This window comes from Burkholderia aenigmatica (assembly GCF_902499175.1).
GTDB lineage: Bacteria > Pseudomonadota > Gammaproteobacteria > Burkholderiales > Burkholderiaceae > Burkholderia > Burkholderia aenigmatica.
The window spans coordinates 65,211-87,541 of sequence record NZ_CABVQC010000024.1 but is presented as its reverse complement, the minus strand read 5'-3'; the positions used below and the strand labels follow the sequence as shown (position 1 = coordinate 87,541).

The window sequence follows — 22,331 nt, the reverse complement described above, 5'->3', positions numbered from 1 at the left end:
GAGTTGAGAAATGAAAAGTAGTGAGCTTTTCGTTGCGGATGCGCAGATCCAATCCTTCACTTATCAAGATGGGTGTCTGACAGTACGTGTACGGGCTGACGGCGAACTATTTAAAGTTGTTTTCGATAGGGTCCTCGGCATGAAGGCTCTTTCCCCGGAGGGGCAAGATTTGTCGCATTTGGCCGAGAGCAAGGAGGGGGTTTACCTTTTTGCGATATGTGAAGCCGCGGAGGAACTGGCCGATGGGTTCAGAGAGTTCGGTTTTATCTCCGCTTGGACTGATGAGTCGTTGCTAACCGTAATCGCTGTTGATGTTCAGGTTTCTCGGGAGTTGAGTTAGATAGGAAGCCAAATTTACGTGTGAGACGCACAGCGTGAGAATCGCGTATTGGAGGGTAAGGTGAATGAGGTTGACGTAAAGTGGGTCGTCTTCTCTTCCTTCGTCGGATCGGTGCGTGAAGGAGTGCGTGCGATTGCATACGATTTCGATTCGGATCTGATCGAAATCTATGTCTATCTGGCCAGAGATCATGATGAAGAGGATGGTGAGGTCGTGGATGCGGCGATTGCAGAAATCATGGCATCCTGCCCGCAATTCAATCGGCAGAAAATAGAGATTTCGAAGAGCAGTGAGCCGATCGGAAAGCTGCGATCATATAAGGGGTGGATTTTTGCTCGATACGAAGGATAGTTGGCGTCTGTGTGAGATGCAGATTTCACGCGGTGTTCAGGAGTGTGCTCTATGCGAACCGTTCTCGTGCCCGTCCGTCTTTTCTCGCTCGCAGCAACCTCATATGCCGATGATTTCCGACTGAGAGCCGGAGCCGCCCCCGACTTGGCTCATCCGAAGCGCTTCAATTCCAACGGTTTGAGCTTCCAGCTCCCGGCGGACTGGCGGATCACGGCAAACGATCCGCTCGAGGACACCGAAGGTCGAGGAGTCGGTATCGAAGCTGACAAATCCGCATTCGAAGTACTGAATCTGGACGTCGTTGTTCAGGTGCTGCGAACCAAGGTCGCGCAGTCTTTCGAAGGTACTGCGCAGTATCTCTACAAGAGTCAGGTGGACGACAAGGCTGCCCAGTACACGAAGCCGAACTTGGTGCCATTCATGTTGGATAACAAATATCCGGCGCTCGCTTCACGCTATACGCACAAGATCTTCAAACAAGACGAGCTCTACGCGCATCGTCTCGATCTCGTGACAAGCAAGGTCTGCGGTAACGGGTGGACCTGCGTAATCCTCTCGTCCGGATTGGCTGCAAACGAAAGCGCTGCAAAGCAAGGTATGGCCAGGATCTACGAAACGATCCGCTACGAGCCCTGATTTCGACATTGGTGACGATCCACTTTTCCTCTCTCGACGCCGCGTTTCAGGCACTCCCGGTCAGGATCGCGGATTGGGGGTACATCCACTGTCGGGAAGCGGACCTGACCCGATCCGGCGTTGTGTTTTTCGACGACGTCGAGGATCCAGGAGCCTGTCGACGTGCGGCCTTTGCGGCGGAAGGAGGCGGTCTGATCGTGTTGACGATTCACGCTGCCTCGAAGGGAGACGCAGTCTTGTTTGCGTCCGACAGGCGCATCGATTCCGCACGGCATTGGCGTGACGCGGTGCCGGCCGAGTTCGCGCACTGGATTGAGGTCTTTGACTTCGTGTATTTCGGGGAGCCGATATAAGCCTCCTTTGGCCGAGGCATGCGGTCCGTCGCATGACCATCGCCGCAGGCTTCGTCAAGCGCGGCATTCGACCGCGAGCACTCGACCGCGAGCACTCGACCGGCAACAGCGGCCGGCATGATCTCGCGGGTATGAAATTGGCATAATTACGGCTCGCAGCACGAGCGCGGCAGACAGTAACCACGCGCGTTCGGCCGTTACGTAACAGGTGGCGGAGAAGGAGGCGATTCGCCACCTCGATCCAGCCCCCGACGAATTTGCCCCAGCTACAACCGCACCACCCATGTTGACCACTTCCGTGACTGAAGCATCGCTGAAACAGATCCTCGAGCGCCCGGGCGACTTCGCAGGATGGCTCTACTTGCCGCCCATGCCATGGACGCTCGATACCGAAGGCGTGTTCTTTGAAGACACCCAGGATGCGGAGGACGACGCTGTCCCTGCTGCCGCGAATCAACCCGGCTGGCGGATCACGTTGGACAGCGCGACGATCGAGGACATCGTGATCAACGCCCACGATCAGGTCGACGAACCGAGCGTGCTTCAGTTGCTTGATGCGTTCGTTTTTTACGTCGAGAACGATGCGTTCATCCTGTTCTGACCTGACGCCGTGATCCGCCGCGAGTCGCCATGAAATCCTGGCATGACGTGTTGATTGCAGCCGATCCGCTCGTACGATTTCTCGAGCAGGACGCATTTTTTGGTGCCGCCTATCGCGGCGATCCAGTGGCACATCACGTTGTCCGGGACGCGGCGATCGCACGTCATTTCGCGACCGATGATTCGTTCGACGACTTCGACGAATGGGAGTCGGTCAGTGACGCGGAGGAGGTGTTTCCCGCCGGCTTCGAATGGAGCCGCCAGGTTGCATCCCGGTTGATGAAGAATCAGCACTGGGGCATCGAAGGCAAGCACTTCAACGGCGCGGATCTCAAGTGGACGAATGCGGTGTCGTGTCCGCTGATCGAGCTGATGATCCGGGATATCGGCATTCTGTTTCAGTGCTACGCCAACGATTGCTTCCCGCCGATTTGGGACAGTATTCTGCGTGCCTATCTCGACGGTGGTTTCCCGTGTGGCTGGGATGGCCGGCATCCCGCGGGCAGGTTGGTCGTCTTTTCGAATGCCTAGCCGGTGCGGAAGGCGCCAGCGACCGGATGCAGCCATGCGGTGCAGTACGCGTGAGATCCCGCCGACCCCCGCCATCGATTGGAGCACGACGCGACGTGGGTCGAGAACCAGAGGGTGACCGAGTATGAATGCAGAATTCCTTGTTGATATTTTCGAGGCGGCCGGTGCGTTCTCGGAGGGTGACCTGGCTCCGATTCAGCGGCTGCTGCCCAACATTGCAAGACAGGATGTGCTTGAGGGAATGCCCATTCTGTTCCATGTCGCAAGAAGTCGAGCGATCTTCGATTTTCTGGACGGCAGTCACGTGAATTTCCTGCAGAGGAACGAGCGTACCGGCGATACGTTTCTCCATTGCGCGACGCTGGATCGCGATGCGGCGCTCTTCGAGAAAACGGTGGCGTGGTATGCGACACGGAGCCTGCTTGACGAGCCGAACCGCAGCGGTATCACGGCGCTATCGGCGGCGTTGAAATTCGGATTGATCGCGCGAGCAGAGAAACTGATCGATGCCGGTGCCAACATGTCGACGGTGGCGGCAAACGGTCTCACACCGATCCGGCAGGCGCTCTATTGCCTTGACGGGGAAGACGCCGCGATAGCGGGGCTGAATGTGTTGTTGCGCAGAGGGGTTGAGGTGAGCCGCGACGAGGCGCTTCGTTTGAAGCAATTCGCGTCCGATCTCGGCAGGAACGCGGTCGGGAAGTGGCTCGATGGACACCTGAAATTCGACTGATGGCGTCGTCGATCTCCGGGATCGAGGATTGACTCAGGTGTTGGCAGGCGGCACACAGAAAGACGCACCGCCGGCATCGTTCACAATCGATTTGGCAACGCGCAATGTCGACGGGAGGCACGATATGCCCAATCGGGATCTGAATCAGTTCATCGTCCGGATTCGCGGCACGGTGGACACACGCGCGAGCATCGGCGCACGTGCTCCCGATCATCCAGCACACGCGAGATCCGTCTCGGTCAGCGCGGAAATTGCCGCATGGTTCAACGCGCTCGACAACGTCGATCTGTCGATCCCCTGGACCGCTGACAACCTCCTGTTATACGGCAACCCGGCGAGCCTCGCGATCGGCCAGACCGGCTATCGCGTCGACGCATCGGGCCGGCGGCTGTCCGGATGGCACGACGACTGGATCGTGTTGGGTCAGATGGGCGGCGATCCTGTTATCGTCGTGCCGGAAGGAGACGTGCTGTTCGACCGCCACGGCGCGGGCGCCTGGACACCATTGCGCGTCGCGCCATCCCTCACGCATTTCGCGCACGCGTTGTGGATCTGGTGCGATCTGTACGTCGGAAAGCATGCGCGCGATATCTTCGACGACACGGATGAAATCCGGCCGGCATTCGTTGCGGAGGTCCGGTCGCGGATAAGCGACGCGCTGCCGGATGCGGAAGCGGCGGTGTTCATGGAGAGGGTCGATGGGTGAGTGCGGGCGAGTCGTGTCATGTCATGAGATTGGACGGTCACGACACGGATGGCTTGGCAGACACCCGCTGTTGACCGGAACCCGGTCCCACGCGCGGCGAACATGACATGCACGACTACGACCTGATCTACGTCTATGCAGGCAGTTCCGGTGACGCGCCGGTTCACGAAGAACTTCCCGCGCGCCAGGTCGGGCCGGGCGTCTACGAACTGCTGGTGTCACCCGGCCTCACGTTGAATCTCGCGAAAGGCGATTTGGTCCGTGTCGACGACCCCGATCGTCCGGCCACGGTACTGAAACGAGGCGGAAACTACTGCATCCAGATCTACGGCGACGCGATCCCGGATCGCGAGATCGACCGGCTCGCGAGCGAGGTTGCATCCGAACTGAACGGTACGCTCGACGGTCGCCATGGCGGCTCGCTCGCGCTGTCGGTGCCGTCCGATGCGGGCGGCGAGCGCATCCGTACTGTCTTCGATGGCTTCGCGGAAAGAACCGGTCTCGCGTGGTATTACGCGAACATCTACCGGAACTTCGAGGATCCGGAGGACGAAACGCTGCTCGACTGGTGGCTCGATCGGTCGTGAAGCCATACCGACGCGTACTGCTCGCCGAAGGTGACCGCAAACCATCGATGCCAGGCAGGCGCTTGTGCGGGATTCGAGAGCCGGGGTGTAACGACCCACAGTAATGAAGGTCTGCCGATAATGAACAAGACCCGTGTTTGGCCCAGTGGAAATGGCAAGCCTGTCTGCATGCTCGGATTCGACCATTCCGAATGCTCGGCGCGGACCGGGATTCCATTCGAGAAGGGTGTCGACGATCTGGACGAATACTTTGCAGGCATGTTGCTCGACGACACAGTCGGGCCGATGCAGTTCATGTATTACCTCAACGCGCCGATAAAAGGCGTGGTCGTCAGCGTCGATTCGCGGGTGAAAACAGCGCAGGCGGTAGAGGTCGTGAAGACGCGGCTCGGTTTGGTCGCTTCCGATTTCTATTGGGTGACGAGTATCGAGTAACGGATCCGGTCGAGCGTGAAGCGCCGAACTTCGCTCGGACAACGTAACTCGTCTGTTTGATTCAGCGTCGAAGGACATCGAATGCGAACCACGAAGGTGATCGAAGAAACGTATACCGGCAACCGCTCGCACGTGACGGAAGCGCAATGCGACAGCGTTGCGCAAGCCATCGCGGCAGTCGAACGGCTGAACGGGCGCGATCGCTCGACTGTCGCATTCGAGACGAGCGATGGGATGCTGATGACGATAGGCGGCGGTAGTGACGATCGGTATGTCGTGTTCATTGCCTCGCACGTCGACGCCGCGTTGCTGAATCTGACGGCACCCATTGCGCCGGCTGGCGAAACGATCGAACTGGTCGCGGGTGGCCAGCGCGGCAGCTATCGGGCGCGAGACTGCGTGGATCGCGCGACGGCCGTGCAAGCAGCGATTTATTTCGTCTCGCGCGGCGGCGCCGATCCCGCGCTATGTTGGCAACCCGGCTGATACGCCGATACAAACGCGGCGAGTATTGACGGAGACCGATCGATGATCCGAACAGCAACCATCGGTACGACCACGGTGGAAATCGAAGCGGCCGAAGCAGCGCTCGGCCGCGCGTTGCCGCACGCGTTCGCGGCATGGCTGCTGCTCAACAATGGCCGGTCGCTCGGCGGAATGCCGGTGTTCCCCGTCTTCGATGCGCGCAATCCGCGCAAGACGTGGAATTCGATCGTTCGGCACTACAACGAGGGTTGGCGCGAGTGGCGAGACAACTTCGACCACACGGATGCCGATTTCTCGAACCTGTTGCCGTTTGCCGAGTTCGGGACGGGTGACTACTATTGCTTCGATTACGACCGGATCGATGCGTCGTGGGAGCCGGCCATCGTCCTCTGGTCGCACGAGACGGGCGAGACGGCACACGTGGCCGACGATTTCGCCACCTTTCTGTCGATGCGGGGCCATGCGGGAGAAGGAGCGAATTGAACGTGACCGATGATCCCGTTGCGATGCGTGAACGCCAGGAGGCGGTGTGTGCGCGCTACGGTCTGCGAGCAGCCGAACCCGAGGACATGGTTGCCGTCGCGATGTCGACGCTCGGAAAAGCGCCTGTCTACGGCACGCGCGTGATGCTGTCCGAAGGTCGCAACGTAAGCTGGTTTTTTCATTGCGGCGAATACTCGGATGCGGACGATTTTTATCAACCGCTGCATGTCACGCATCTGTCTACGTTCCTGCCGCTGGTCCTGCCTTATCTGATGCTGCCGGCCGGCGCGCGTTTCATCATCGACGACACCGGTTACGAGGACATCTGGATGGATCTGCCTGACAACGAGGCGTCAGCATGAGTGCGCGGCAAACCTTCCGCAAGGCATTGATGCTGCTCGATCGAGGCATGACGGATCGTGGCGAAGCCGCGCTGTGTCTGGCGCAGACAGAGGCCGAGCAGGAGGGCGATCGCGTGGCGCTCGTGCAGTCGCTCGTTGCGCTCGGGGAACTGTTGTGTGAAACCTCACGTGGCGTATCGGCACGGCCGTTCCTGGAGCGGGCGCTTGCGGCGGCAAGCGACCCGGATGCCGACCTGCTGGCGGTCGAGCGTGACAAGGCCGAACAATGGCTGGCGCGTATCGAATGCGAGCGCATCGGATTGCAGATTCGCGGCCCGGAAGATTTCAAGCACAGAACCTTCACGCTTGCCGAGTTCATCGCCGTCGTCCGCGCGAAGGCCGAACGGCGGGAGCGCTACGATCCCGCTTGGCTATACGATGTTTACGGAAAGGACAGCGACGCAGCGCTGCATCCGCAACAGACGATTTACATCGGCGATACGGTCCAGGTCGACGACGAGGATCGCGAGATCTACCCTGAAAGGGTCGCCGAGCTGGGTTACGTATTCCAGTACTCGTGCGAGCACTTTCAGGACGTCGTCGATCTCGCCTATCGCCAGAAACCGGACGCATCGATCGAGGACGTCGTCCGCTGCCTCAACCATTTCGATCGCCACGACGACTTTCTCGATCTGGGCCCGAACGGCATGCAGTCGCGAGCATGACTGAACGGAGCGCCGCAATGAAAAAGGACCGCTCGGCGGTCCTTTTTTATCGTGAAGCGACGCGCAGAAAACGCGTCCTCAAGGCAACGAAATCGTCAGATTCGCCGACTCCGGCCCGACCTTGATCACTTGCGAATAAGGCGCCAGCGCCTGCAGCGTCTTGTCCTTCAGATACGTGTTGAGCCCGAGATAGCCGAGCAGCGCAACCAGCGCGAACACCGCCCCGATCGCCCAAACCGGCACCTCGCGCTTCAACCGGTGTGCGATCTGGTCCGGCAGCGGCCAATGCGGTGCGAACGGCGCCCGCTTGCCCTTCATATGCGCGATCTCGTCCCCCAGCCGCGCCGTGAGGTAGGCCAGCTTCTCCGGCCCTTCGAGCAGATACTTGCCCTGGAACCCGAGCAGCAGGCACATGTGAAACACCTCGAGCGACTGCAGCCGCGCCGCGCCCTGCGCGCGGCATTCCTCGAGATACTGGAAGAACTTCTCGCCCGCGAGCTGTTCGCCGAACAGCACGAGCTGCAGCGGCCGGCGTTCCCAGTCCGTGCGGATCTTGAACTGCGACGACAGCACCATCTCGTCGATGGCCGCGCAGAACGCGAACTTCGAGCTGTACACATCTTCAGCCGCGATATTCAGCTTCTTCGCCCCGCGCTCGAAGTCCGACAGGAATTCCTGGATCCGCGTGCTGAACTCGCCCGCGCTCTCCGGCTCCCGCCCGTTCTTGAGCAGGAACAGCATGAAGAAGCCGTCGTACAGCAGGTCGAGCAGCGAACGGGCCTGGAACGACGCGTCCGTCGACGCCGGGCTATGCAGGGGGGCCGGCGCGTTGTCGCCGAACAGGGAAGGCGCGTAGCTCATGATGTGACCGCGATCAGTTCGAATTTCAGGTCATTGATGCCAGTCGGCGCGTAGATCATCGCGGACTGGGCCTGCAACATCCGCTCGTACAGCGCGCCGCGCGAATCGAGCGCGAAGTAGCAGGCGCCGGGGCGCACCGGAATCGCGGGGGGCACCTGCGGCGTGTACGAGAGCCGCACGCCGGGCATGGCCGACAGCACGAGCTTGTCGACGTCGTCGGGTGCGCCGACCTTGAAGCGGGCCGGCACCGCATCGACGAGCTCGACGCTCGGCATGTCCGCGGACACCGCGAGGTAGAACTCGGTCTTGTCGTCGATCTTGCCCGAATCGAGGCGGCCGAGGTGGAACGACGGGCGCACTTCGTCGAGCGTGATCGCGAAGTAGCGCGTCGAGATCACGGTGTCGAGCAGTTCGCGCAGCATCAGGTCGAGACGCGCAAAGCTCGGGCCCGGATCGTCGTGGCGGTACACCGGCAGGTCGGCGAGCGTATAGCCCTTCGAGAACGTCATCAGCTGGCCCGCGAGGCGCAGCAACTCCTGGAACAGCCGCTCCGGATGCAGCGCCGCATGCTGGTGCAGGTGCGCGAGCGTCGCGAACGCGGCGTTGGCGGTGTGCAGCAGCCAGAACGATGCGATGTCGCCCGAGCGGAACTCGATGATGTTCTTCGACGGCTCGCGGTGGAAGCCATACAGCGCGTTCACCTTCGCCTGCAGCGCGTCGACGAGCTGGCGCAGTCGCTGGTGCAGGATCGGCGATGCGTCGATCGCGAGGCACGGCGGCACGAAGCTGTCGTCGATCTCGAAACCGGACGTCGCGGTGCGGCGCACGCGCACGAGCGGCACCGACAGCAGCTGGTCACGCGGTTCGCTGTGCGCGATCAGCTTGACCTGCGTCTTCAGGAACGTGATGTCGGCTTCGGCCGCGTCGGTGAAGTTGTCGGCGACGCTCGTCTGCTCGCTGACGAAACGCGTCATGAAGCCGGCGGCCGGATCGTCGCTGTAGTTGGTGGCGTTCTCGCGCAGCGGGTGCAGCGCGAGATAGAACACGAATTCGTTGATGCCGTCAGGCAGCGTGTCCAGCGCGATCGGCGGCGGCAGGTCGTCGGCCTGCGGCGCGGCATACAGTGCGCCGTCCTGGAACACGAGCGCGAGCTCGGCCACTCGCAGCACGTTGCTGCCGAGTGCATCGCGGTCGATGCGCACCGAGCGCACGCCCCAGTTGTACGGCTGGATCGCCTGGATCGATTCGAACAGGCGCGCTTCGTGGTACGCGTCCTGTCGCTGAAAGTGTTGAGGCCGGAGGAACAGCCCTTCCCCCCACAGCACCTTGGCCGAATAACTCATGTCAAATCCGGTTAATGTCGCGTTGCGATGTAATCGATTTGTTCGTGCCCGAATTAAATCGCCAATTGTTAACTCTTGTTAATTGACATTCGTGCGTCATTGTTTAACCGCAGGAGACCGAAGAAAGCAAATTCAGCGGTTGCGAAGGCGCACCCTGTTGCGGTGCGATGACAGTGCCGTCGGTGACCGTCATCGCGCAATTATGCAGGCCGATGATTATGCCGGATTTCTCCGACTTCACCGGATCGAACGTCAGTTTCCATCGTTGTAGTGCGGGATCGCGGAACAGCGCGACGATGCCGAATGCCTGCGCTTCGCGCGAAACCTTCTCGGTCGCCGTGTAGCGCTGGCCCGGAATCAGCGTGATTTCACGCACGTTCAGCAGGTCGGCGCCCAGCGCGGCCTTTTCCTTGGTCGGGTCGGTAAACGCGTCGAACGGCGCCTGCTGGAACGAGGTCGGATCCTTCAGCGTATAGAGCCGCACGACGAGTGCGAGCGGCTTGTTGTCGGTCGCGGCATTCAGGTTCGGCGCTGCGGCGAGCGTGATGCCGAGGTTGCGCGGCGGCTTCTGCGCGTCGGGTACCTCGGGCTTGCCGATGCCGGCCGCGGACATCACGGCGCTCGCGGCCGAGCCGAGCAGCGGGGCGGCCGCGCATCCGGCCAGAAGCGCGCAGGCAAGCAGTGGCAGCGCATAGCGAATCATCAGCGATCTCATCGTATTTCCGGCGTGCCGCCTTTTATCCCTGTCAAATCTGCCGGGTATTGCCGCGTTCGCTGCGTATCCCCGACATTGCACCATTCAACTATTAAGCACGCCCGCGTCGTGGCAAGCGTCCGGAAAATTTTTCCGCCATTCGGGCGGTGTGTCGTGCAATCAGTAAAACTTGCCCATTCCGACCGATAGCAAAATCGCTGCGAGCCCGCAGCGGGAGGCCATTGGAGGGGGTAGCGCCCGGTTTTAAAAGGAATTACTCTTCACACGACGATTGAATTATGAAAAATTGATCGGTACTATACCCGCGCGCTTCTTGCAAAGCAAAAGAACCAGATTCTCAACGATTTAAAACTCACGCGCCGGTGGATATAACGATGAAAGACCGTCTCTTCGCAAAACTGTCTGGGGTAGTAGTGGCTTGCGGCGTGATCGCCGGTTGTGCGAGCCAGCCTCCCGCGCCGCCGACTGCCGAGGTGTTCAACAAGTCGCTGGCCGATGCGGACGCAGTTGCGAAGGCGGGTGACCAGGACAAGGCACTCGGCCTGTACCAGCAGCTCGCCAAGTCGGATCCGACGCGCGAGGAGCCGTGGTCGCGCATCGCGCAAATCCAGTTCGCCCAGAACCACTACGGTCAGGCAATCGTTGCCGCGCAGGAAGCCCTGCAGCGCGACGCGACCGATCGTCAGGCAAAGAGCGTGCTGGCCGTGGCCGGCCTGCGGATCGCGACGCAGTCGCTCGGCGAGCTGCGCCAGGATTCGTCGCTTGCGGGCGATGCGAAGTCCGACGCGCAGGCGCTCGCGAAGCAGCTGCGCGATACGCTGGGCGAATCGGCGCTGTTCCCGCCGGAGACGAATGCCCGCGCCACTGTCCGGACCAAGCGGGTCCGCACGGTCGTGCACAAGAAGCCCAGCCAGACGCAGACCTCTGAAGCCACTGCTACGGTGGCGCCGACGAACACGTCGTCGGGCGGCGGGGCGAAGGGCGGTGACCCGTTCGGTGCACTGCGCAACTGACCGCAAACTGACGCGATAACCACAACTAACCTGGGAGCCGTCGAGATGGCCAAGAAAGAAAGCATTCAGAAAAGCTTGCAGAAAATACGGCCGCCGCGCGTCCAACTGACCTACGAGGTCGAGAAGGGCGATGCGATCGAGGTGAAGGAACTGCCGTTCGTCGTCGGGGTCGTCGGCGATCTGGCGGGCCAGTCCGAAATCGAGCAGCCGAAGCTGCGCGACCGTAAATTCGTCAACATCGATCGCGATAATTTCGACGACGTGATGAAGGCGATCGAGCCGCGTGCCGCGTTCCAGGTGGAAAACCGCCTGAGCCCGGAAGGCGGCAAGTTCGCGGTCGACCTGAAATTCCGTTCGCTGTCGGATTTCAGCCCGGACGAAGTCGTCGAACAGGTCGAGCCGCTGCGCCGCCTGCTCGAGGCGCGCTCGAAGCTCGCCGACCTGCGCAACAAGCTCGCCGGCAACGACAAGCTCGAGGATCTGCTGTCCGATGTGCTGAAGAACACGCAGCAGCTGCAGGAGCTCGCGAAGGGCACGGGCGGCGACAAAGACGGCGAATGACGACGGAGTGTTGAGATGAACCAGCAAACGGCTGCGGCCCAAGCGAGCGGCGCGGACTACGCCGCCGGGACCTCGCTGCTCGACGACATCGTCGAGAAGAGCAAGGTCGCGAAATCCGATTCCGAGCATGCGCGTGCGAAGGACCTGATCGGCGAACTCGTGCACCAGGTGCTCGACGGCACGGTGATCGTGTCGGACAACCTGTCGGCCACGATCGACGCGCGCGTCGCGGAACTCGACCGCCTGATTTCCACGCAGCTTTCCGCCGTGATGCACGCGCCGGAATTCCAGCGCCTCGAAAGCACGTGGCGCGGGATGGACTATCTGGTCAAGGAAAGCAACACCGGCCAGACGATCAAGATCAAGGCGCTGCACGCACCGAAGCGCGACCTCGTGCGCGATTTCAAGGGCGCGAGCGAGTTCGACCAGAGCGCGCTGTTCAAGAAGGTCTACGAAGAAGAGTTCGGCACGTTCGGCGGCTCGCCGTTCGGTGCGCTGATCGGCGATTACGAGATCTCGCGCCAGCCGGAAGACATGTACTTCATCGAGCAGATGTCGCACGTCGCGGCGGCTGCGCATGCGCCGTTCATCGCGTCGGCATCGCCCGAGCTGCTCGGCCTCGAGTCGTTCTCCGACCTCGGCAAGCCGCGCGACCTCGGCAAGGTGTTCGATACGGTCGAATATGCGAAGTGGAAGTCGTTCCGCGACGCCGAAGATTCGCGCTACGTCGGCCTGACGCTGCCGCGCTTCCTCGGCCGCCTGCCGTTCAATCCGAAGGACGGCCAGACCGCGGAGAACTTCAACTTCGTCGAGGACGTCGACGGCACCGACCACGACAAGTACCTGTGGTGCAACGCCGCGTGGGCGTTCGCTGCGCGCCTGACGGCCGCATTCGACGACTTCGGCTGGTGCGCGGCGATCCGCGGCGTCGAAGGCGGCGGCCTCGTCGAGGACCTGCCGACCCACACGTTCAAGACCGACGACGGTGAAGTCGCGCTGAAGTGCCCGACCGAAATCGCGATCACCGATCGCCGCGAGAAGGAGCTGAGCGACCTCGGCTTCATCCCGCTCGTCCATTGCAAGAACTCAGATTACGCCGCGTTCTTCGCTGCGCAGTCGGTGCAGAAGCCCAAGAAATACAGCACCGACAGCGCGAATGCGAACGCCGTCCTGTCCGCCCAGCTTCAGTACATCTTCTCGGTATCGCGCGTCGCGCACTACCTGAAGGCGATGATGCGGGACAAGATCGGCAGCTTCGCATCGGCGCAGAACGTGGAGACTTTCCTCAACCGGTGGATTTCGCAGTACGTCCTGCTCGACGATAACGCCTCGCAGGAACAGAAAGCGCAATTTCCGCTGCGTGAGGCATCCATACAAGTGTCGGAGATTCCGGGCAAGCCGGGCTCGTATCGTTCGGTCGCGTTCCTGCGCCCGCACTTTCAGCTCGACGAACTCTCGATTTCTCTGCGACTTGTCGCTGATCTGCCCAAACCGGCAAATTCATAAGCGAGTAAATCGCCCGGGCGGGCCGCCTGGGTAGGACGTTAAAACCACCTCTTTGGGGAGTCGAAGGGCCATGTTACATATGCACTTGCAGTTTGGTAGTCCCGCGGTGAAGGGCGAATCCGCGGACAAGGACCACCAGGGCTGGATCGAACTGAAATCGTGGGATCACTCGATCGTTCAGCCGCGTTCGGCAACCGCATCGACCGCTGGCGGTCACACGATGACGCGTTGCGAACACGGCGACATGATTTTCACGAAGGAAATCGATTCGTCGAGCCCGCTGCTGTACCAACACGCTTCGGGCGGCACCACGTTCGACGAGGTGACGGTCCATTTCTCGCGCGCTGACGGTGAAGGCAAGCGCGTGCAGTATCTGGAAGTCAAGCTCAAGTACGTGATCATCTCGAGCATCGCTCCGAGCGTTCGCGAAGAAGGTCTGCCGCTCGAGACGTTCTCGCTGAAGTACGCAGCTGTGCAGTGGAAGCAAACCCAGCAGAAGATCGGCGGCAACCAGGGCGGCAACACGCAAGGCGCCTGGAGTCTGACGAAGAACGACAAGACCTACGCGGTCTAAGGTCGGTTGCGGCAACGGGGCGCGCGGCGTCCCGTTGCCGTTTTCGCTGTGCGCACCGACCCGATGAAACGATTCGAACCCAGTTTTCTCGACAAGCTGTTCGACGACGAACCGCACCTGCCGGCCTCGGCAGCGATGCGGCAATTGTCGCTGGACGAGCTCAAGAACACGGTCGCCCGCGACGTCGAGGCGATTCTCAACACGCGTATCGCCCACACCGAAATCGAGCTGGCCGCGCTGCCGGAATGCCAGAAGTCGGTGCTGACCTACGGGCTGAACGATTTCGCGGGGCTGAGCCTCGCGAGTCACTACGATCGCGCGTTCATCTGCAAGTCGATCCAGCAGGCCATCGCGCGTCACGAGCCGCGGCTGCAGCAGGTGCAGGTGACGTTCGAGCTGAACGAGCAGGCCACCAACGCGCTCTACTTCGCGATTCAGGCGCTGCTCGTCGTGCACCCGGCCGAGGAGCCGGTGAGTTTCGACGCGATGCTGCAGCCGTCGACGCTGCAGTATTCGGTCACGCGCGCACGCGCCGCAAGAATGCAGTAAATCATGCCGCCGAGCGGGCCGGACCGCCCGGTGGTGGATCAGGGTCCGGCAGGAAATATTGAGGTTCGGGGTCGTCGATGGAAGAATTGCTGCCGTATTACGAGCGCGAATTATCGTTTTTGCGGCGCTATTCGCGAGATTTCGCGGAACGCTATCCGAAGATCGCGGCGCGGCTCGCGCTGTCGGGCGAGCATTGCGAGGATCCGCACGTCGAGCGGATGATCGAGTCGTTCGCGCTGCTCGGCGCGCGGATCAACAAAAAGCTCGACGACGATTACCCTGAATTCACCGAAGCGCTGCTGGAAGTGCTGTATCCGCACTACCTGCGGCCGTTCCCGTCGTGCTCGATCGCGCAGTTCACGCCGGCGTCGCCCGGCCAGCAGACCGAACCGGTCGTGATCGATCGCGGCACCGAGCTGAAGAGCCGCCCGATCCGCGGCGTGCAGTGCCGGTTCCGCACGGCCTACGACGTGACGCTCGCGCCGATCCGCATCTCGGAAGCCCGCTTCACGCCGGTCGCACTCGCGCCGAGCGCGACAGTGCTGCCGTCGAACGCGACGGGCGTGATCTCGATCACGTTCGAATCGCTCGCCGCGCAGCTCGATCTCGGCGCGCTGAAGCTGCCGACGCTGCGCGCGCACCTGCACGGCGAACAGTCGTTCGTCGCCGCGCTGACCGACTGCCTGTTCGTCAACGTGCTCGGCGCGTATGTCGAGCCCGAACGCAACGGCCGCTGGACCGCGCTGCGCAAGCTGCCGATCGCGCACGCCGGCTTCGACGAAGAAGACGCGCTGATCGACTACCCGGCGAAATCGCATCCCGCGTATCGCCTGCTTACCGAATACTTCGCGTTCCCCGACAAGTTCGATTTCGTCGACTTCGACCTTGCGTCGATCGCGCGCGCGACCGGCCGCTGCCAGCGCGCGACGCTGCATCTCGTGCTGCAGGACGTGCGCAGCGATTCGCATGTCGCGCGGCTGCTCGAACTGCTGACGGCGAGCCACTTCCGGCTGTTCTGCACGCCGATCGTCAACCTGTTCCGTCAGCACGGCGAGCCGATCCGCATCACGCACCGCGCGGTGTCCTACCCGGTGATCGCCGAGGCACGGCGCGCGTTCGCGTACGAGGTGTATTCGATCGATTCGGTGAAGCTCGTCCGGCAGCAGGCGCACGAGGAATCGGTGATCGAGTTCCGGCCGTTCTATTCGCTGCATCACGGCGAATCGGCGCGGATCGGCCACTACTGGTTCGCGCGCCGCAACGACTGGGTCGCGCAGAAGAGCCCCGGCTATGAAACCGAGATCTCGATCGTCGACATCGATTTCGAGCCGACGTCGCCGCAGACCGACACGCTGAGCCTCGACCTCACCTGTACGAACCGGGACCTGCCGGCGATGCTCGCGTTCGGGCTCGAAGGCGGCGACCTGTTTCAGGAAGGCGGCGCGCAGACGAGCGGCATCGCGCTGCTGCGCCGCCCGACGCAAAGCGTGCGCTTCGAGCGCGGCCGCGCCGCGCACTGGCGGCTCGTGTCGCACCTCGCGCTCAATCACGTGTCGCTGGTCGCGCACGGCCTCGCGCCGCTGAAGGAAATGCTGACGCTGTACGACCTGCGGCGCACCGCCGTGTCGATGCGCCAGATCGATGGCCTCGCCGGCGTCGAGCAGCGCGGCGCCGTGCAGTGGCTGCCCGGCAAGCCGTTCGCGACCTTCGTGCGCGGCATCGAGATCCGCCTGACGATCGACGAGGAGCATTTCGTCGGCGCGAGCCTGGCCTCATTCGTGCGCGTACTCGACAGCTTCTTCGGGCTGTACGTCCACCTCAACAGTTTCGTTCAACTAGTCGTCGTGTCGAAGCGCACCGGCGAGGAGATCATCCGATGCAAGCCCCGGACCGGCGAATCGATCCTGGCGTAGTCGACGCGCTGCTCGACGAACCGCACCGCTTCGAGTTCTTCCAGGCGGTGCGCGTGCTCGAAGGGCTGTTCGCGCGGCAGGCGTCGGATGCGCCCGGCGCGTGGCGGCAGGGCGACGTGGTCGCGCAGCGCATCGAATTCCGCAACACGCTGTCGCTTGGCTTCCCGCCGAGCGAAATCGAAGGCGCGCGCTCGTTCGACGACGACGGCACCCAGCTCAAGACGGGCGAGGCGCGCGGCGCCGCGCTCGCGGCCGGCGAGCTCGGCCACGTCGAGCTGACGCCCGCGTTCTTCGGGCTGCTGGGCGGGCAGGGCGCGCTGCCGCTGCATTACACCGAGCAGATCGTCGCGCGCGAGCACCTGAAGCGCGACCATGCGGCGCGCGCATTCTTCGACGTGTTCTCGAACCGCGCGACCGCGCTGTTCTATGCCGCGTGGAAGAAATACCGGCTGCCGTTCCATTACGAGCTCGACCGCGACGAGCGCTACCTGCCGCTGCTGCTCGCGATCGCGGGCGTGCCGAGCGACGAGGTGCGCGACAGCCTCGCGGCCGGCGCGGGCGGCGTGCTCGACGAGGCGGTCGCCGGCTACGCGCTGGCCGCGCGGCACCGGCCGATGTCGGCCGCGTACCTGCAGCGCACGCTGTCCGACTATTTCCGCGTGCCGGTGAAGATCGACCAGTTCGTCGGCAAGTGGTACGACGTGCCGCCCGACCAGCTGAGCGTGCTCGGCGAGGTCAACGCGGTGCTCGGCGCGACGGCGCTCGTCGGTGAGCGCGTGTGGCAGCGCGACATGCGCGCCCGGATCGTCGTCGGCCCGCTGTCCAAGCGCGACTACGAGGCGTTCCTGCCCGGCGGCGCGCAGGCCATCGCACTCGAGCGGATGCTGACGCTGCTCGCCGGCGTCACGCTGGAATACGAGGTGAAGCTCGTGCTCAAGCGCACCGAGGTGGGCGCGAGCGTGCTCGGCGCGGGCTCGCGGCTCGGCTGGGACGCGTTCCTGTGCACGCGCGACGCGATCGAGGACCGCTCCGACGCGCGTTACGAACTGCACGTGATTCACTGATTCCGAACGACAACAAACACGCATTCGAACCTGAGATCGACGCCATGAGCACGCCTCTGAAGACCCTGATCACGAAACTGAACCCGCTGTGCCGCCACGCGACCGAGCGTGCGGCAAGCGCGTGCCTGGCGCGCGGCCACTACGAGGTCGATCTGGAGCACCTGTTCCTCGCGTTGCTCGACGAAGCGACGGGCGACCTGCCGCTCGCACTGCGCGCGAGCCGCGTCGATCCGCACGCGCTGCATGCCGATCTCGAGCGCGAACTGACGCGCCTGAAGACGGGCAACACGCGCACGCCGGTGTTTTCCGTGCACCTGATCGCGCTGTTCGAACAGGCATGGCTGATCGCGTCGCTCGACTCGCAGCTTGGCCGTATCCGTTCGGGGCACCTGCTGCTCGCGCTGCTGACTGCGCCCGATCTCGCGCAGTTCGCGCAACGGATGTCGTCGCAGTTTGCGGAAATGAACGTGACCGACCTGAAGCACAAGTTCGACGAGATCATGGCCGGCTCGAGCGAAGCCGAGCCGCGTCAGGCGGACGACGAGGGTAGCGACGTCGCGCCGGCCGTCGACCGCATGGCACCTGCGGCGGGCCCGTCGAAGACGCCCGCGCTCGACACGTACACGACCAACCTCACGCAGCGCGCACGCGACGGCAAGATCGACCCGGTGATCGGCCGCGAAGCCGAGATCCGCCAGGCGATCGACATCCTGATGCGCCGCCGCCAGAACAACCCGATCATGACCGGCGAGGCCGGCGTCGGCAAAACGGCGGTCGTCGAGGGCCTCGCGCTGCGCATCGCCGCCGACGACGTGCCGCCGCCGTTGCGCGGCGTCGCGCTGCACGTGCTCGACATGGGGCTGCTGCAGGCCGGCGCGAGCGTGAAGGGCGAATTCGAGAACCGCCTGAAGAGCGTGATCGACGAGGTGAAGAAGAGCGCGCATCCGATCATCCTGTTCATCGACGAGGCGCACACGATCATCGGCGCGGGCGGCCAGGCCGGCCAGAACGACGCTGCGAACCTGCTGAAGCCGGCGCTCGCGCGCGGCGAGCTGCGCACGATCGCCGCGACGACGTGGAGCGAATACAAGAAGTACTTCGAGAAGGATGCGGCGCTGGCGCGGCGCTTCCAGGTCGTGAAGGTCGAGGAGCCGAGCGAGCCGCTCGCGGCCGCGATGCTGCGCGGGATGTCCGGCCTGATGGAGAAGCACTTCAACGTGCGGATCCTCGACGACGCGATCACCGAGGCCGTGCGCCTGTCGCACCGCTACATCAGCGGCCGCCAGCTGCCGGACAAGGCGATCAGCGTGCTCGACACCGCGTGCGCGAAGGTCGCGCTCGCGCACAGCGCGACGCCGGCGGCGATCGACGACACGAAGAAGCGCATCGAGCGGATCGACGCGGAAATCGCGTCGCTGGAGCGTGAGGCAGCCGGCGGCGCGCCGCACGACGAGCGGCTCGGCGAGTTGCGCGGCACGCGCGACACGGCGCTCGAACAGCTTGCGAAGGACGAAGCGCGCTATGAAGCCGAGCGCGCGATCGTCGCCGAGATCACCGAACTGCGCGAAGCGCTCGACAAGGCACGCGGCCCGTCGGAAGACGGCCAGCCGGTCGACGTGCAGGCGACCCGCGACAAGCTCGCCGAACGCGTCGCGGCGCTGCATGCGTTGCAGGGCGGCGAGCCGATGGTGCCGCTGCAGGTTGACGGCCACGTGGTCGCCGAGATCGTCGCCGCGTGGACGGGCATTCCGCTCGGCCGGATGGTGAAGGACGAGATCGACACCGTGCTGAACCTGCAGCCGCTGCTCACCGCGCGCGTGATCGGCCAGGACCATGCGCTCGACGCGATCGCGCAGCGCGTGCGCACCGCGACCGCGAACCTCGAGGATCCGAACAAGCCGCGCGGCGTGTTCATGTTCGTCGGGCCGTCGGGCGTCGGCAAGACCGAGACGGCGCTTGCGCTGGCCGACATCCTGTACGGCGGCGAGCGCAAGATGGTCACGATCAACATGAGCGAGTACCAGGAAGCGCACAGCGTGTCGGGCCTGAAGGGCTCGCCGCCGGGCTACGTGGGCTACGGCGAAGGCGGCGTGCTGACCGAGGCCGTGCGCCGCAACCCGTATTCCGTCGTGCTGCTCGACGAGGTCGAGAAGGCGCACCCGGACGTGCTCGAGATGTTCTTCCAGGTGTTCGACAAGGGCGCGATGGACGATGCGGAAGGGCGCGAGATCGACTTCCGCAACACGCTGATCATCCTGACGTCGAACGTCGGTTCCGCCGCGGTGATGCAGGCGTGCCTGAACAAGCCGGCCGAGGAGCTGCCCGATCCGGACGCGCTCGCGGAGACGCTGCGCCCGCAGCTGTACAAGACCTTCAAGCCCGCGTTCCTCGGGCGGATGAAGGTCGTGCCGTACTACCCGATTTCCGACGACGTGCTGGCCGAGATCATCGAGCTGAAGCTCGAGCGGATCCGCCGCCGGATCGAAGCGAACCACAAGGCCGCGTTCGAATGGGACGAATCGCTCGTCGATGCGGTGCTCGCGCGCTGCACCGAGGTCGATTCGGGCGCCCGCAACGTCGACCATATCCTGAACGGCACGCTGCTGCCGGAGATCGCGGGCCACGTGCTCGGCCGGATCGCCGACGGCGAGGCCATCGCGCGCATCGCGGTGCGCGCGGACGAGGCCGGCGAATTCACGTACACCGTCGAATGAGCACGGCCGCGCAACACAAGCATTGATGAACTGACCGAACCATGCCGATCAATCTCCCCGAGCTGCTGACGCCGATCAGCGATGCGTCGCCCAGCGGCGACGACCTGCTGTTTTCGAACGAATTCGACGCGATCCAGGACGCGCGGCGCTACGACGATCCGACGCTCGACCAGGGCGAGTGGGTGACCGAGATCAAGGAGGCCGACTGGGGCTTCGTGGTCGACCATGCGGGCGAACTGCTGCGCACACGCACGAAGGACCTGCGGCTCGCCGTGTGGCTGACCGAGGCGCTCGCGCTCGAGGACGGCATCACCGGCCTCAACGAAGGCTATGCGCTGCTCGAGGGCCTGTGCCGCGAATTTTGGGACACCGTGCACCCGTTGCCCGAAGACGACGACATCGAGCACCGGCTCGGCAACGTCGCGTGGCTGTCCGGCCGCACGGCCGAGCTGCTGCGGGCGGTGCCGATGACCGACGGCGCGTCGAACGCGTTCAGCACGCTCGACTGGGAAGTGGCGCAGCACGTCGCGCAGGCGATCAAGCGCGACCCGGAACACGCGGACGACATCGCACGCGGCAAGCCGTCGATCGAGCAGATCGATTCGTCGCGGCGCGTGACGTCGATCGCGTTCTACACGGCGTTGCTCGCGAACCTGAAGGCGTTCGAATTCGCGCTCGATGCGTTCGAGGAGCGGCTCGTCGAGCGCGCGGGCGATTCGGCGCCGAGCTTCCGGCAGGCGCGCGACGCGTTCGAGACCGTGTACCGGCTCGCCGAGCGCTTTGCGCGCGAGCAGGGCTATACGGGCAGCGCACCGCACTCGCAGTCGGCATCGCCGGCGCAGCCCGAACGCATCGAGCCGGTGTTCGGCAATCCGATCCAGACCGAGGAGACTCACGTGCAGCCGCAGCCCGTTCCGCGCGCCCCGGTGCCGCAGATGATCGCCGGCATCCAGAACCGTGCGCAGGCCGTCGACCAGTTGCGCGCGGTCGCCCGCTATTTCCGCCAGACCGAGCCGCACAGCCCGGTCGCGTATCTCGCCGACAAGGCAGCCGAATGGGCCGACATGCCGCTGCACAAGTGGCTCGAGAGCGTCGTCAAGGACGACGGCTCGCTGTCGCATATTCGCGAGCTGCTGGGCGTGCGGCCCGACGAGCAGTCGTAAACGCAAAACGGGCGGTGCATCGCTGCCGCCGCCCGTTGTTGCCTGCCGCGCCGCTCCGGGAGGAGCGGCAGCGGAGGTCCGTTACTGTCCCACCCGGAACTCGATGCGCCGGTTCCGTGCCCGTCCATCCGCCGTATCGTTCGGCGCGATCGGCTGATCCGGCCCGACGCCCGTCGTGGTCATCTGCTGCGGCTGAATGCTCTTCGTGATCAAGTAGCCCTTCACCGCATCCGCGCGCGCCTGGCTCAGCGCGATGTTCGACGTACGGTTCCCCGAGTTGTCGGTGTGGCCGATGATGTCGACCGTGCGGTTCTGCATCTTCGCGAGCGCGGCCGCCATCTGGTCGAGGATCTGCTTGCCCTGCGGCGTGAGCGTCGCGCTGCCGGTCTCGAATTCGATCGTCCGGTTGGCGAGCGTCTGGTCGAGCACGCCCTGTTCGGACGCCGACACGCGCAGCCCGTTCTTGATCGTGTACGTCGGGTTCAGCGTGTTCGCCATGTCGCTCGCGAGCTGCTGGCGTTGCGCCTCGTTGTGCACTTCGCCCTTCATCTCGATCTGCGTGCCGTTGATCTTCAACTGCCCCTTGCTGATCTGCTTGAGCTGCGCGCCGAGCAGCTTTTGAACGTTCGCGCTCCAGTTCGGCGGCGTTGCAACGTCGCCGACCTCGATCTGGTCGACGACGTTCGTCGCACCGTAGGTATCGCGCAGCTTCTGCAGCACGGCGGCCTTGGTCGCCTCGTCGGGCACCTTGCCGCCGACGACCACCTGGCCGGGCGTCGCGGTCGCGGGCGGCGGCGTGAGGGTGCTCGCGGTGCCGGCCGTGCCGTGCACGATGGCACCGGAGGCCGTCCCCGGTGCGGCGCCGGTGTTCGCGGACAGCGCGGTCGTCGCGACCGTGCCGTTGCCGACCGGCGTGACGGTCGCGCCGGTGTTCTGCGCGAACGCCGCGCCACTGGCGAAGAGCCCGACAGCGAGGAGGGCGGCGACGGCGGGCGAGAGCGCGGCCGAAAAGCGCGTGCGCCGGACGTGAATCGTGCGATGCATCCCG

27 protein-coding genes are annotated in these 22,331 nt (G+C 63.7%); 23 read left to right on the top strand and 4 right to left on the bottom strand.

The window, feature by feature from the left end:
* Nucleotides 1-10: 10 nt before the first annotated feature.
* From BDO18943_RS18740 to BDO18943_RS42690, 14 genes are all read left to right on the top strand, one after another.
* On the top strand, nt 11-340 hold the full coding sequence (locus BDO18943_RS18740; RefSeq protein ID WP_175023541.1) for a hypothetical protein: 330 nt from the start codon (nt 11-13) through the stop codon (nt 338-340).
* 60 nt (nt 341-400) lie between these two features.
* Nucleotides 401-691 carry a hypothetical protein gene (locus tag BDO18943_RS18735; RefSeq protein ID WP_175023540.1) on the top strand — a complete coding sequence of 97 codons (291 nt, stop codon included), beginning with the start codon at nt 401-403 and terminating at the stop codon, nt 689-691.
* 51 nt (nt 692-742) lie between these two features.
* A complete protein-coding gene (locus BDO18943_RS18730; RefSeq protein ID WP_175023539.1) occupies nt 743-1,327 on the top strand; it encodes a hypothetical protein in 585 nt (194 codons plus the stop codon).
* 11 nt (nt 1,328-1,338) lie between these two features.
* On the top strand, nt 1,339-1,680 hold the full coding sequence (locus BDO18943_RS18725; protein WP_175023538.1) for a hypothetical protein: 342 nt from the start codon (nt 1,339-1,341) through the stop codon (nt 1,678-1,680).
* Nucleotides 1,681-1,963: 283 nt separating this feature from the next.
* Nucleotides 1,964-2,281: a DUF7716 domain-containing protein gene (locus tag BDO18943_RS18720; protein WP_043191672.1), complete on the top strand. Its 318-nt coding sequence runs from the start codon at nt 1,964-1,966 to the stop codon at nt 2,279-2,281.
* Nucleotides 2,282-2,310: 29 nt separating this feature from the next.
* Nucleotides 2,311-2,811 carry a hypothetical protein gene (locus BDO18943_RS18715; protein WP_175023489.1) on the top strand — a complete coding sequence of 167 codons (501 nt, stop codon included), beginning with the start codon at nt 2,311-2,313 and terminating at the stop codon, nt 2,809-2,811.
* Between the two features lie 124 nt (nt 2,812-2,935).
* Nucleotides 2,936-3,544, top strand: coding sequence for an ankyrin repeat domain-containing protein (locus tag BDO18943_RS18710; protein ID WP_175023537.1), 609 nt, complete (start codon nt 2,936-2,938; stop codon nt 3,542-3,544).
* 28 nt (nt 3,545-3,572) lie between these two features.
* Complete coding sequence (locus BDO18943_RS18705; RefSeq protein WP_175023536.1) at nt 3,573-4,250, top strand: hypothetical protein; 678 nt, start codon at nt 3,573-3,575, stop codon at nt 4,248-4,250.
* A 107-nt stretch (nt 4,251-4,357) separates the two neighbouring features.
* A complete protein-coding gene (locus tag BDO18943_RS18700; RefSeq protein WP_175023535.1) occupies nt 4,358-4,837 on the top strand; it encodes a DUF4265 domain-containing protein in 480 nt (159 codons plus the stop codon).
* 120 nt (nt 4,838-4,957) lie between these two features.
* A complete protein-coding gene (locus BDO18943_RS18695) occupies nt 4,958-5,272 on the top strand; it encodes a hypothetical protein (RefSeq protein ID WP_175023534.1) in 315 nt (104 codons plus the stop codon).
* Between the two features lie 81 nt (nt 5,273-5,353).
* Complete coding sequence (locus BDO18943_RS18690; protein WP_175023533.1) at nt 5,354-5,758, top strand: Imm1 family immunity protein; 405 nt, start codon at nt 5,354-5,356, stop codon at nt 5,756-5,758.
* 42 nt (nt 5,759-5,800) lie between these two features.
* Nucleotides 5,801-6,241 carry an SMI1/KNR4 family protein gene (locus BDO18943_RS18685; RefSeq protein ID WP_175023532.1) on the top strand — a complete coding sequence of 147 codons (441 nt, stop codon included), beginning with the start codon at nt 5,801-5,803 and terminating at the stop codon, nt 6,239-6,241.
* A 2-nt stretch (nt 6,242-6,243) separates the two neighbouring features.
* A complete protein-coding gene (locus BDO18943_RS18680; protein WP_175023531.1) occupies nt 6,244-6,603 on the top strand; it encodes an immunity protein Imm33 domain-containing protein in 360 nt (119 codons plus the stop codon).
* Nucleotides 6,604-6,632: 29 nt separating this feature from the next.
* Nucleotides 6,633-7,307, top strand: a complete 675-nt coding sequence (locus tag BDO18943_RS42690) for a DUF7716 domain-containing protein (protein ID WP_456151298.1) — start codon at nt 6,633-6,635, stop codon at nt 7,305-7,307.
* 78 nt (nt 7,308-7,385) lie between these two features.
* Here BDO18943_RS42690 and icmH read toward each other — a convergent pair whose 3' ends face one another.
* From icmH to tssJ, 3 genes are all read right to left on the bottom strand, one after another.
* The gene (gene icmH, locus BDO18943_RS18670; RefSeq protein ID WP_043191659.1) at nt 7,386-8,168 is read right to left on the bottom strand and encodes a type IVB secretion system protein IcmH/DotU; all 783 of its coding nucleotides are present in this window, start codon (nt 8,166-8,168) and stop codon (nt 7,386-7,388) included.
* Entirely contained in the window at nt 8,165-9,511 is a 1,347-nt protein-coding gene (gene tssK, locus BDO18943_RS18665; protein ID WP_175023530.1) for a type VI secretion system baseplate subunit TssK, read from the bottom strand. The genes icmH and tssK overlap by 4 nt, the downstream gene beginning before the upstream one ends.
* Before the next feature lie 103 nt (nt 9,512-9,614).
* Nucleotides 9,615-10,226 carry a type VI secretion system lipoprotein TssJ gene (tssJ, locus tag BDO18943_RS18660; RefSeq protein WP_043191653.1) on the bottom strand — a complete coding sequence of 204 codons (612 nt, stop codon included), beginning with the start codon at nt 10,224-10,226 and terminating at the stop codon, nt 9,615-9,617.
* A 374-nt stretch (nt 10,227-10,600) separates the two neighbouring features.
* Here tssJ and BDO18943_RS18655 point away from each other — a divergent pair, with 374 nt between their 5' ends.
* From BDO18943_RS18655 to tssA, 9 genes are all read left to right on the top strand, one after another.
* Nucleotides 10,601-11,239 (top strand): tetratricopeptide repeat protein, encoded by a 639-nt coding sequence (locus BDO18943_RS18655; protein WP_043191651.1) that lies wholly within the window; start codon nt 10,601-10,603, stop codon nt 11,237-11,239.
* 45 nt (nt 11,240-11,284) lie between these two features.
* Nucleotides 11,285-11,800 (top strand): type VI secretion system contractile sheath small subunit, encoded by a 516-nt coding sequence (gene tssB, locus BDO18943_RS18650; protein ID WP_043191648.1) that lies wholly within the window; start codon nt 11,285-11,287, stop codon nt 11,798-11,800.
* Nucleotides 11,801-11,815: 15 nt separating this feature from the next.
* Nucleotides 11,816-13,306 carry a type VI secretion system contractile sheath large subunit gene (gene tssC / locus BDO18943_RS18645; protein ID WP_011350759.1) on the top strand — a complete coding sequence of 497 codons (1,491 nt, stop codon included), beginning with the start codon at nt 11,816-11,818 and terminating at the stop codon, nt 13,304-13,306.
* 70 nt (nt 13,307-13,376) lie between these two features.
* Nucleotides 13,377-13,880 carry an Hcp family type VI secretion system effector gene (locus BDO18943_RS18640; protein WP_006477093.1) on the top strand — a complete coding sequence of 168 codons (504 nt, stop codon included), beginning with the start codon at nt 13,377-13,379 and terminating at the stop codon, nt 13,878-13,880.
* A 63-nt stretch (nt 13,881-13,943) separates the two neighbouring features.
* A complete protein-coding gene (gene tssE, locus BDO18943_RS18635; protein WP_043191646.1) occupies nt 13,944-14,429 on the top strand; it encodes a type VI secretion system baseplate subunit TssE in 486 nt (161 codons plus the stop codon).
* Between the two features lie 77 nt (nt 14,430-14,506).
* The gene (gene tssF, locus BDO18943_RS18630) at nt 14,507-16,342 is read left to right on the top strand and encodes a type VI secretion system baseplate subunit TssF (protein WP_175023529.1); all 1,836 of its coding nucleotides are present in this window, start codon (nt 14,507-14,509) and stop codon (nt 16,340-16,342) included.
* The gene (gene tssG / locus BDO18943_RS18625) at nt 16,306-17,406 is read left to right on the top strand and encodes a type VI secretion system baseplate subunit TssG (RefSeq protein ID WP_043191642.1); all 1,101 of its coding nucleotides are present in this window, start codon (nt 16,306-16,308) and stop codon (nt 17,404-17,406) included. The genes tssF and tssG overlap by 37 nt, the downstream gene beginning before the upstream one ends.
* Nucleotides 17,407-17,450: 44 nt before the next feature.
* Nucleotides 17,451-20,120: a type VI secretion system ATPase TssH gene (tssH, locus tag BDO18943_RS18620; RefSeq protein ID WP_175023528.1), complete on the top strand. Its 2,670-nt coding sequence runs from the start codon at nt 17,451-17,453 to the stop codon at nt 20,118-20,120.
* A gap of 41 nt (nt 20,121-20,161) precedes the next feature.
* A complete protein-coding gene (gene tssA / locus BDO18943_RS18615; RefSeq protein ID WP_175023527.1) occupies nt 20,162-21,283 on the top strand; it encodes a type VI secretion system protein TssA in 1,122 nt (373 codons plus the stop codon).
* Nucleotides 21,284-21,364: 81 nt separating this feature from the next.
* Here the strand turns inward: tssA and BDO18943_RS18610 are convergent, their stop codons facing one another.
* Entirely contained in the window at nt 21,365-22,327 is a 963-nt protein-coding gene (locus BDO18943_RS18610) for an OmpA family protein (RefSeq protein ID WP_175023526.1), read from the bottom strand.
* Nucleotides 22,328-22,331: the final 4 nt, after the last annotated feature.